The sequence below is a fragment of the Rhodococcus sp. 14-2470-1a genome, assembly GCF_002259425.1.
Classification (GTDB): Bacteria; Actinomycetota; Actinomycetes; order Mycobacteriales; family Mycobacteriaceae; genus Rhodococcoides; species Rhodococcoides fascians_E.
On sequence record NZ_NPFZ01000004.1, the window covers coordinates 226,578 to 236,100 of the forward strand.

The 9,523-nt window shown below is 64.5% G+C and carries 13 protein-coding genes; 7 read left to right on the plus strand and 6 right to left on the minus strand.

Annotated features, from left to right (window positions below; translation table 11 throughout):
• The first annotated feature begins 9 nt into the window (after positions 1 to 9).
• Complete coding sequence (glsA, locus tag CH292_RS02435; RefSeq protein ID WP_037144383.1) at positions 10 to 1,203, plus strand: glutaminase A; 1,194 nt, start codon at positions 10 to 12, stop codon at positions 1,201 to 1,203.
• Between the two features lies 1 nt (position 1,204).
• Here the strand turns inward: glsA and CH292_RS02440 are convergent, their stop codons facing one another.
• The 4 genes from CH292_RS02440 to CH292_RS28785 form a co-directional block, all read right to left on the minus strand.
• Positions 1,205 to 2,140 (minus strand): diguanylate cyclase domain-containing protein, encoded by a 936-nt coding sequence (locus CH292_RS02440; protein ID WP_019663415.1) that lies wholly within the window; start codon positions 2,138 to 2,140, stop codon positions 1,205 to 1,207.
• A gap of 96 nt (positions 2,141 to 2,236) precedes the next feature.
• Entirely contained in the window at positions 2,237 to 2,848 is a 612-nt protein-coding gene (locus tag CH292_RS02445; RefSeq protein WP_094653912.1) for a CoA pyrophosphatase, read from the minus strand.
• Between the two features lie 9 nt (positions 2,849 to 2,857).
• A complete protein-coding gene (locus CH292_RS02450) occupies positions 2,858 to 3,829 on the minus strand; it encodes an arabinofuranosidase (protein WP_037157928.1) in 972 nt (323 codons plus the stop codon).
• 136 nt (positions 3,830 to 3,965) lie between these two features.
• The gene (locus CH292_RS28785; RefSeq protein ID WP_179276700.1) at positions 3,966 to 4,103 is read right to left on the minus strand and encodes a hypothetical protein; all 138 of its coding nucleotides are present in this window, start codon (positions 4,101 to 4,103) and stop codon (positions 3,966 to 3,968) included.
• 128 nt (positions 4,104 to 4,231) lie between these two features.
• Here CH292_RS28785 and CH292_RS02455 point away from each other — a divergent pair, with 128 nt between their 5' ends.
• A complete protein-coding gene (locus CH292_RS02455; protein WP_256977862.1) occupies positions 4,232 to 5,008 on the plus strand; it encodes an SDR family NAD(P)-dependent oxidoreductase in 777 nt (258 codons plus the stop codon).
• Between the two features lie 17 nt (positions 5,009 to 5,025).
• Here the strand turns inward: CH292_RS02455 and CH292_RS02460 are convergent, their stop codons facing one another.
• Positions 5,026 to 5,601, minus strand: coding sequence for a dihydrofolate reductase family protein (locus CH292_RS02460; protein WP_037144378.1), 576 nt, complete (start codon positions 5,599 to 5,601; stop codon positions 5,026 to 5,028).
• A 247-nt stretch (positions 5,602 to 5,848) separates the two neighbouring features.
• On the opposite strand from CH292_RS02460, the gene CH292_RS02465 reads away from it, so the two are divergent.
• From CH292_RS02465 to CH292_RS02485, 5 genes are all read left to right on the plus strand, one after another.
• Complete coding sequence (locus CH292_RS02465) at positions 5,849 to 6,484, plus strand: hypothetical protein (protein ID WP_019663409.1); 636 nt, start codon at positions 5,849 to 5,851, stop codon at positions 6,482 to 6,484.
• A 147-nt stretch (positions 6,485 to 6,631) separates the two neighbouring features.
• Positions 6,632 to 7,645, plus strand: a complete 1,014-nt coding sequence (locus tag CH292_RS02470) for an intradiol ring-cleavage dioxygenase (RefSeq protein ID WP_019663408.1) — start codon at positions 6,632 to 6,634, stop codon at positions 7,643 to 7,645.
• A 35-nt stretch (positions 7,646 to 7,680) separates the two neighbouring features.
• Entirely contained in the window at positions 7,681 to 7,899 is a 219-nt protein-coding gene (locus CH292_RS02475) for a twin-arginine translocase TatA/TatE family subunit (protein ID WP_019663407.1), read from the plus strand.
• Positions 7,896 to 8,678: a twin-arginine translocase subunit TatC gene (gene tatC, locus CH292_RS02480; RefSeq protein ID WP_094653914.1), complete on the plus strand. Its 783-nt coding sequence runs from the start codon at positions 7,896 to 7,898 to the stop codon at positions 8,676 to 8,678. The genes CH292_RS02475 and tatC overlap by 4 nt, the downstream gene beginning before the upstream one ends.
• A gap of 16 nt (positions 8,679 to 8,694) precedes the next feature.
• Complete coding sequence (locus tag CH292_RS02485) at positions 8,695 to 9,156, plus strand: twin-arginine translocase TatA/TatE family subunit (protein ID WP_094653915.1); 462 nt, start codon at positions 8,695 to 8,697, stop codon at positions 9,154 to 9,156.
• A gap of 5 nt (positions 9,157 to 9,161) precedes the next feature.
• Here CH292_RS02485 and CH292_RS28790 read toward each other — a convergent pair whose 3' ends face one another.
• A complete protein-coding gene (locus CH292_RS28790) occupies positions 9,162 to 9,320 on the minus strand; it encodes a hypothetical protein (RefSeq protein ID WP_019663404.1) in 159 nt (52 codons plus the stop codon).
• Between the last annotated feature and the right edge of the window lie 203 nt (positions 9,321 to 9,523).

The window sequence follows — 9,523 nt, forward strand, 5'->3', positions numbered from 1 at the left end:
CGGTTAGGTGTGGAATCTCCGATCTCGAACTATCTCCGCACTGTGCTCGACGAGTGTCGCGGGTCCGACGGCGGATCCATTCCGCAGGGCAATGCGGAACTGGCACGGGCGGACACAGATTTGTTCGGTATCGCGCTCGCCACCGTCGGCGGCTCGGTCTACACCGCGGGCGACGCCGAGTACGAGTTCTCGGTTCAGTCCATCGCCAAGACCCTCGCATACGCGTTGGCCCTCGACGACCGTGGCCGCGACGCGATGGCCGAGGTCGTGGACACCGAACCGTCCGGTGATTCGTTCAACGAGATCTCGCTGGAACCCGAGACGGGCAGGCCGCGCAATGCGTTGATCAATGCGGGCGCGCTAGCGGTTCATTCGATGATCGAGGGTGCGTCCTCCGAAAATCGCGCCGAACGAGTCCGGTTGCTGCACAGTCGGCTTGCCGGCCGCGAGCTGTCCATCGACGCCGCGGTCCACGAAGCCGAGCTGGAGGCCGACGACCGCAACACCGGTATCGCACACCTGTTGAAGGCAGTGGGAGTCCTCGGGGCCGACCCCGCCGAGGTCGTCGACGGTTACGCCCGCCAGTGCGCGATCTCCGTGAACTGCCGCGACCTCGCGACCATCGCGGCGGTCATGGCAAACGGCGGTATCAGCCCGGAGACCGGAGAACGACTGCTCGACACCCAGCACAACCGGCACGTGCTGTCGGTGATGGCGACGTGTGGAATGTACGACGGCACCGGAAGTTGGATCTCCACGGTCGGGATTCCGGCGAAGAGCGGAGTGGCGGGCGCGATCATCGGAGTGCTGCCCGGGCAGGTCGGCATCGCTGTCGTGTCACCGAACCTGAACGAGCACGGCAACAGTGTGCGCGGAGTGGCCGTGTTCGAACGGCTGTCGAAGGATCTCGAACTGCACATGATGCACGTCTCTCCGACCGGTGACTCTGCTGTCCGAACCACTGCCGACGGCGAAAACGAGGCGACCGTCGAGTTGCAGGGTGACCTCCGCTTCGCCGGAGCGGAGTCGATACTGGTCGCACTCTCTCGGACGACAGCGCGAGCATTGGTGCTCGACTTCGAACACGTCCGGGCAATCGACGACGCCGCCCGGTCGCTTCTGCAGCATGCCGTGGATCGACTGCGCGAGGAGAACCGAGACGTGACGATCAGAGATCCGCAGAACCTGATGTCGGCGCCCTGAGCTAGTCCCGTCGGCGCTTGGTCTTGGCCGCGTACATCTGTTGATCCGCTCGCGCCACGAGGGCCGCACAGTCCTCGTCGTCGAGACGCTCGACGGCACCGACGCTGACCGCCAGGGTCAACAACCTGCCGTTCCAGGCGACCGGCTCACCCGTCAGTGCGCGGTCGAGCACGATGCACAGGGCATCGAGTGACGGTTCGGGGGAAGGCTGCGGCAGCGCGACGACGAACTCGTCGCCCGCGAATCGGCCTGCGATGGCGTTGCCGGGCAACCACTCTCGCAATCGGAGCGCGACGGCTTCCAGGAGGCTGTCGCCGGCACTGTGCCCGTGGGTGTCGTTGACGATCTTGAGATTGTCGACGTCGATGAACGCCAAGGTCACCGCGCCATCGTCGGCAATCCAACTGTTCAGATGGTCGAGAAACACTGCCCGCCTGGACAGTCCGGTCAGATCGTCGCGCTCGGCTCGACTCCGCCACAGATGGGCGTCGTGCACCACGGGGTTGACCAGATCCATGCACACGATGAAGACCTCGTGCCCCGCCAGCACGCCGACACCCACGTGCATCCAGCAGGAGACGATCACACCGTCCTTGCGACGCAGCTGCCGCAGCGCCCTTCTCGGTTCGGTGCGTCCGTTGACGTCCACCGGCGACGACGCGATGTCCAGCGCCATCCGGCGGGCCGACACTCGCTCGGAATCCGGAATGAAATCGGTGACGGGCGCGCCGGTGAGATCGCCCGCGTCGTACCCGAGCAGCTCACGGCATTCCCCGTTCGCGGCGACGATCACCGAATCCAAGCTGTGCACCACGACGGCGATGGGGAGCTGAGCCACCACTGCGTCTATCGCGATGACCTCGTCCTCGGTGAAGCCTCGGACATCGGGACGACGGGTCGGCGTATCGCCGAGTCCTGCCCCGCTGGTACCGCCCATCGAAAACCGCCCCGCCGCCGTGTCCAGTGAACAGCCGTCAACAGTACAGAGCGAACCGGTCCGCGGCAGTCGAACAGAACGCTTCGCCTGATGCGGTCAACGCCAGGCGAACACGGGTTGCTCGAAATCCGCGACCCGAGTGTGCCGCCGGTGCAGCACGACTTCCCTGAACTGGTGCACGATGGCGCCTGTCGGCGCATGCACCAGCGAGGTGCGGAACGGCCACTGAACCACGGGCTTGTCCGATTCCTCGATGGAGACGAATCGCGGGTTGGAATCGATCTCGGCGGCGTCGACCTCGTAGACGGTGGCGACCTCACCGGGGTCGATGGTCATCGTCGACAACGTGTCTCCGACCCACACCACGAACGGAGTGATGACGTATCCGGACCGGGTGCCGTAATCGTCGAGGCGGCCCAGGATGTCCGACGGCTCGGCCGTCAATCCGACCTCCTCGGCCAACTCCCGCAGACACGCCTGCGGCGCGGTCTCACCTGGGTCGAGGCTGCCGCCTGGCAGCGCGAACTGTCCTGGGTGCGCGCGGAGCTTCGAGGGCCGCTTCGTCAGGATCATCCGGCGGTCGCCGGCCGCCCCGCCGATCGCGACGGCCACCGCCGCTCGCCTACCGTCGACGCGGAGTTCCCGATGTTCGAAGTCCGCGAGCGCGGCCACCATGGCGTCGCGTTCCAGTCTCGATTCTTCGGCCATCTGCGAAGCCTAGACAGGTTCGGTCAGCACACCGAAGTGACGCACCGTGCCGGACAACCCTGGCACTTCCTGCCGGGGACTCCACGTCAGAAGTCCGTCCGCGCTGTCGGAGTAGAAATACTTTCCCTCGGTGTAGGCGTCGAAGTAGATTCGCCAGTGTCCGTTCGGCAACTGGACGACGGCGGGTCCTTCGACCAGCGCGCCCCAGTCCCCCGGCGGAACGAACGTGTAGGGCCCGGCGAGAGTGGGCGCTATCGCGTGTTCGAGCACCTTGTTCGTCTCGTTCTTCGTGAACGCGTGATAGACCGCTCCTGCTTTGACCACGGTCGTATCGATGCGATCGGCACCGAGGCCTGCAATGGGAAGCGGAAAGCTCCACTGCGTCAGCGACGGGTCGAGCGCGGTCATCAGATACGGGACGAACCCGCCCCCTGTCGACATGGACAAGATCAAGTTGACCCGATCCCCGTCGACGAACCACTCCGGTGCCCACGCCTTCGTGGTGAACGGTGAAAGAGAAGGTCCGTCCGACGACCCCGCGGAACCCGTCAGACCGGGAGGACCTGCCGAGCCGGTGCCGTCTCCGGTGCCCGGCAGAAACGCGCAACACAACGGGACGGGATAGTTGCCCATGGGCGTCCAGTCGACGCGATTGCTACTGCGCGCGAAACCGATGTTCGCTCCACCGCCCGTCGTGTACGCGACGTAGTACTGGCCGTCGGAATGCCGGAAGATGCTGGGGTCGCGAATCAGTCCGGACGGCGGCCGGAACGCGGCGTCACGAACGGATCGAAAGGCGCTGCCGTCGGTGGATTCGTACACGTCCATATCGCGGTCACTGGAGGTACTGAAGCCCACGATGGTGTACCGAACAGCGCCGGGCTGTGCCTCACCGATGCCCGCCCCTGCCACCGTCAGTCCCAGGACCAGGCAGAGGACCGTCCACAGAGCGGCGGGACCTGGACGCGCAGTCGGCTTCACCGTCAGGAGTATCCACGTAGACGCGCGTCGGGGGGTCACTTCCGCATGGACCTTGGTAATCGTTACAACAAAAAAGTGCGTTCACAACGGCTGTCACCGTTGTGAACGCACCGAGAGCGTTGTGAGGAGTGTGCGGCTACACCGTCGCCGGGACGTCGTCGAACGCGTCCAGCAGCTCTCCTCGTACCAGGAACGAATACGCGCCCGCTCCCGTCGGCTCGTTCTGAACCAACACCAATCCGTCGTCTCGAACGTCGCCGATGATCACGACCACCGTGCTCTCCCCCGCTGTGAACCTAGCTCTGTCTCCAATTTGCACGAGGACCTAGGTACCCGCTCGCAGTGCTTCCAAACTCCACCGTGAACCCGAATGTCGAGGCCGACGCTCGATACAGTGCACCCATGCACACTCCTGCTTATCCGAATGTCCTGGTTACCGGCGCGTCCGGGGGCATCGGCCGGGCCACGGCACGAGCATTCGCAGCAGCTGGACATCGCATGGCCGTGCACTGTTCGACGGCAGTCGACGCTGCGGCGAACACAGTGGAACTCCTCGACGGCACCGGACACATCACCGTCGCCGGTGATCTCTCGTCGCCGACGGGTGGGCCGGGGATTGTCGACGAGGTGATCGACCGCTTCGGAAGTGTGGACGTGTTGATCAACAACGCCGCCGTCGGGCCGACCGAAACGAACCGGCATCCCATCACCGAGGGGTCGTTCGAAGAATGGGAGTCGGCCTGGCGGGAGATGCTGCAGGTCAATCTCATCGGAGCGGCTCATACGACATGGGCCTTTGCCCGCCACCTCGTAAACAGGGGCAGGCCAGGATCGATAGTCTCGGTCGGCTCGAGGGGCGCACTCAAAGGGGAGCCGGACTACCCCGCGTACGGTGCAAGCAAGGCCGGACTGCATGCGTTCAGCCAATCGATGGCGGCAGCGCTTGCACCGCACGATATTTCGGTCACCGCTGTCGCGCCCGGGTTCGTGTCCAGCGAACGCCAGGCGGCCACACTGGCCGGAGAACGCGGCGACGACATCCGTCGCCAGAGTCCGTTCGGCCGAGTAGGCACACCGGAGGAGATAGCGTCGACGATCGTCTTTCTCGCCTCACCCGAAGCCGCCTGGTGCAGCGGCACGGTGGTCGACGTCAACGGGGCGTCGTACCTACATCCGTGAGTGCATGGATGGAACGGTCACCGCACCACGTCGTACACGACCTTGACGACGCCGTTGGAGTACGCCTCGGATTCGCGGAGAACGAGACGCTGCTCCGGGCGTGAGTCGTGGCCGAAAAGATTTTTGCCGGACCCGAGGACGACGGGGAACACCAGCAGGTTGTAGCGGTCGATGAGTCCGGCGTCGGCCAGACTGCGGGCAAGTTCGCCGCTGCCGTGGATGAAGATGGCTCCCCCGTCGGATTCCTTGAGAGCTGCGACGTCCTCGGCCGATCTCAGGATGGTCGTCTCGCCCCAACCGTCGACCAAAGCTGTCTCGTCGAGAGTCGTCGACACGACGTACTTGGGGAGGTCCTTGTAGCTCGCGTGGTCCTCGGACCCGACCCAGACCGGCGCGAAAACCTCGTAGCTGCGGCGGCCGAACATCAGTGCCGTCGTCTCCTGCAGTTCCTCGCCCTTCAGCGAGAACGCCTCGGGTACGAACTCGGTGCGCACCACCCAACCACCGCTGGGGTGTCCTTCCTCTTCACCGCCCGGCGAATCCAGCACGCCGTCGACCGACATGAAACCCGTCCACACCAATTCACGTGCCATCCGATATTTCCCCAGTTCTCGTTGGTCCTGTGTGATCCCGCGAGGCACCCTGTCACGCCCCACCGGATCACTGTACAAACCGGACCACCCGTTCCAGAAGTGCCGAGTGGAACGTGAACGGCAGAAAAATCTACGCGTCGTGACCGATGTTCCGCAGCCCGCCCGTCGCGCATGATCGTCTTCGAACACCCTGCACGCCCTGCCGAAGACCGCAACGGCACCCTCACACCGGAGAGCGAGAAACCACATGTCCGAGCCGAAGAACCTCAATCCGCTCTCCATATTCACCGGCTTCATTCCCTGGATCGCGTTCTCTCTGGTCGCGCAGAGAATGGCGGCCAACGGCGTCGCCTGGAGCGCACTGTTGGCCGCGGCCATCGGTCTGGTGTTCGTCGTCCGAGGCCGACGCACGGGCAACCCCACGATGATGGACATGTACTCGCTGGTCCTCTTCTCCCTGATCGCCGTCGTCGGCTTCGTCGGCGGCGAGAACATCGACAACTGGCTCTTCGAGTGGGGCCGGCCGCTCGTCGGCGTCGTACTCGGCCTCATCCTGCTGGCCACGGCATCCACGCGCCCGTTCACCGCCGAGTACGCGAAACGGTCTACTCCTCAGGAGTACTGGTCCTCGCCGCTGTTCCGACGCATCAACTTCGTCTTGTCCGCCACCTGGGGCGTCGCGATCACCGTGATGGGCGCCGCGTCCGTACTCGTCACCGCCCTCGACGCGCACGCCACCGGAACCGACAGCCCCTATCTGATCGACTTCTTCCTCAATTGGGCGGTACCGATCATCCTGATCGTGGTCATGGTGCACGTGACCAACACCTACCCGGACAAAGCAAGCGCCCAGGCCGCCGCCCGCCTCGGCGACGCCGCCTGACCGACGAGAACGAAAGACCCGGTGCCGTGACGGCACCGGGTCTTTCTCGTTCACAGGAACCTTCCAGCCGAGAGCCAGGGTTCTCACCGGATCGACACCCACTATTGAACCTACTGAGCCACCGAGTGCCCCAGAGGAGCAATAGACATGACCCGAGTACCAGAACCCACCGATACGCCCGACGGCCCGGCTTACGAAGGGCGCCTTCTCGATCGGCCCACCGAGGAGGTCGTCGATCAAGGTGCCCGCTTCGACATGACCACGTTGGTGACTCGTCGTAGAGTTCTCAGCGTCGTGGGCGCCGGGGCAGGCGCGTTCGCGTTGGCAGCGTGTTCCACCTCGTCGGATACCGGCAGTGCAGCCGCGTCCACGACGACATCGGCCGGTTCCACGACGGCGACCGCCACCGACGAAATTCCCGAGGAGACCAACGGCCCTTACCCGGCCGACGGCACCAACGGTGTCAATGTCCTCGAGGAGTCCGGAATCGTTCGCAGCGATGTGACGTCGAGCCTCGACGGCGGCACCACTGTGTCGGGAGTGCCTCTGTCGCTGACCTTCTCGGTCACGGACCTGGCGAACGGCAACAACCCGTACGACGGAGTCGCCGTCTACATGTGGCAGTGCGATGCAGCCGGCCTCTACTCGATGTATTCCGAAGGCGTCGAGGACGAGACGTATCTTCGCGGAATCCAGGTCGCCGATTCCAACGGACAGGCCACCTTCCAGACCATCGTCCCCGGTTGCTACAGCGGACGCTGGACGCACATCCACTTCGAGGTCTATCCGGACGCGGCCTCCGCAACGACTGCCGAGAATGCAATCGCCACATCCCAGATTGCATTTCCTCAGGACATGCTCGACACGATCTATCAGCTCGACACCTACCCCGGCTCGGCCGAGAACCTCGCTCAGATCGGCAGCCTCGACAACGACAACGTGTTCGGTGACGGCTACGACCTGCAGATGGGAACGTTCTCCGGAGACGCCGCTTCCGGGTACGTCGGATCGTTGGCAGTAGCCGTGGATGCCGGCACCGAACCCACGATGAGTGCACCTCCCGGCGGCGGCGGACCGGGAGGAGGTGGCCAGCCGCCGATGGGCGGCGGCACCCCGCCCGCAGGCGGACCGCCGAACGTCGGCTCCCAGGGCTCCAACTGATCTCGCTACTTCACTTCGACACTTAGGAAAACACCATGTTGCACAACCTGACCGGATGGCACGCACTCATCGTCCTCGCCATTCTCCTGCTCGTCTTCGGCTCCACCAAACTTCCGTCGCTCGCCAAGGGCGTCGGCCAATCTCTGCGGATCCTCAAGGACGAGGTGCGTGAGGAGACGGCCGGCTCGTCGACTCGTGACCGCACCGGTGCCGAGAACGACACCACGACCGTTCCGTACCGACACGCATCATGACCGCAGCGACTACCACCGTGCGCGGCACGATGCCGCTGGCCGGTCATCTTCGCGAGGCTCGACGCCGCGCGACGCGCGCGGCGGTGTCGCTGCTGATCGGCATCGTGATCGGGTTTCTGCTGTCCGATTCGATACTCGACGTTCTGCGCACCCCGGTCGAAGAGTTGGCCGCGACACGGGCTGCCAGTTTGAACTACGACACTGTGACCGGCGCGTTCGATCTCCAGCTGAGAATTGCCCTGTTCGCGGGAATCATCGTGTCCAGCCCGGTCTGGCTGCGCGAGCTGTTCGCCTATCTCGCACCGGGGTTGAACAAACGCGAGAAGAAATACGTCGCCGGATTCTCGGCTGCGGCCGCGCCGCTCTTCGCCGCTGGTTGCGCCTTCGGGTTCCTGTTGTTCCCGCGCATGGTCAGCGTGCTGGCCGGCTTTTCGTCCGACCAGGACAGCACCATCCTGAACGCGTCCTACTACGTGGACTTCGTCATGAAGATCGTCCTTGCGACCGGAATCGCTTTCGTACTTCCGGCGTTTCTGGTCATGCTGAACTGCCTGGGGATCGTGTCTGCGCACGCCCTGCGTCGCAGCTGGCGCGTAATGGTCGTCGTCATCGCGCTTTTCAGCGCGCTCGTCACCCCGGCGGCCGACGTTCTGTCCATGTTCCTCGTCGCGCTCCCGATGTCGGGGCTGTTCGGTGCAGCCCTCGCCATAACAGCGGTGCACGACAAGAGAGCTTCCCGACGCTCACTCCACGACACACCACTGTCCACGCACTCCTGAAACCCGGAGCACCACCATGTTCGGTTTGACCTTCGAAAAACTCTTCCTGGTCGCAGTCATCGCCGGATTCCTTCTCGGCCCCTCGCGCCTACCCGGCTACGCGCGCAAGTTAGCTCACGGGGTCCGCTCGCTTCGTGACTTCGTCGACACCACGCGCACCGAGGCAGAGGAGGAAATGGGGGTCAAGTTGCGACGCAGCGAATGGGAATCGATCGACCTGCGGCAGTACGATCCCCGGCGAATCGTCCGCGACGCGTTGAACGAGAAGGACGCACAGCCCTCGGATGCACTACCCGAAGACGCACCGTTCGCCGAGGCGGTCACCGTGCGGCCGGGTCAGAAGTACCTCGTGACGGGGACCTCGTCGCACCCGAAGCGAATACTCATCGCCTCTCTTCCCGAGAGCGACCCGCGGCGCATGGCTGCCGAGGTGGACCCTACAAAGTGCGAGTCTGCGGTGACAGTCGAGAAAACCTGAGATTTTCACCCCTCCGCCTGCTCGTCCTCTTCGGGTTCGAAGGACGACTGGTCGGTGTGCCCGACAGCAACTCCGTCGTCGGTGTCCGGGATGGACCCGTCCTTGCCCAATCCGTCGTCGCCGCTGCCGGTGTTCTTGTCGGTGGGTGTCTCGCTGGTGCTCATCGTCGAACTCCCTGTGTCGGTACTGCTGTTGTCGGTAGTGCTGCTTACCTCCCCGGCATCGCATCAAACCTTCGGGGTAGCACGCCCGCTACGCCGTACCTTCACCACCGGGAACGGCGAGCGGAGGCTGGGGCAACCGTTCGGGCCGGGGGGGGGTAGTGGGTATCCGAGATGACGGTGTTGTGAACATCAGAACGGGGGAA

Coding starts and splice junctions, on each gene's coding strand:
- CH292_RS02455 (WP_256977862.1), top strand. CDS start 4,232: ATGCACACTCCTGCTTATCCGAATGTCCTGGTTACCGGCGCGTCCGGG.
- CH292_RS02445 (WP_094653912.1), bottom strand. CDS start 2,848: ATGGCCGAAGAATCGAGACTGGAACGCGACGCCATGGTGGCCGCGCTC.
- CH292_RS28790 (WP_019663404.1), bottom strand. CDS start 9,320: ATGAGCACCAGCGAGACACCCACCGACAAGAACACCGGCAGCGGCGAC.
- CH292_RS02475 (WP_019663407.1), top strand. CDS start 7,681: ATGTTGCACAACCTGACCGGATGGCACGCACTCATCGTCCTCGCCATT.
- CH292_RS02485 (WP_094653915.1), top strand. CDS start 8,695: ATGTTCGGTTTGACCTTCGAAAAACTCTTCCTGGTCGCAGTCATCGCC.
- tatC (WP_094653914.1), top strand. CDS start 7,896: ATGACCGCAGCGACTACCACCGTGCGCGGCACGATGCCGCTGGCCGGT.
- CH292_RS02465 (WP_019663409.1), top strand. CDS start 5,849: ATGTCCGAGCCGAAGAACCTCAATCCGCTCTCCATATTCACCGGCTTC.
- CH292_RS02470 (WP_019663408.1), top strand. CDS start 6,632: ATGACCCGAGTACCAGAACCCACCGATACGCCCGACGGCCCGGCTTAC.
- CH292_RS02460 (WP_037144378.1), bottom strand. CDS start 5,601: ATGGCACGTGAATTGGTGTGGACGGGTTTCATGTCGGTCGACGGCGTG.
- CH292_RS02440 (WP_019663415.1), bottom strand. CDS start 2,140: ATGGGCGGTACCAGCGGGGCAGGACTCGGCGATACGCCGACCCGTCGT.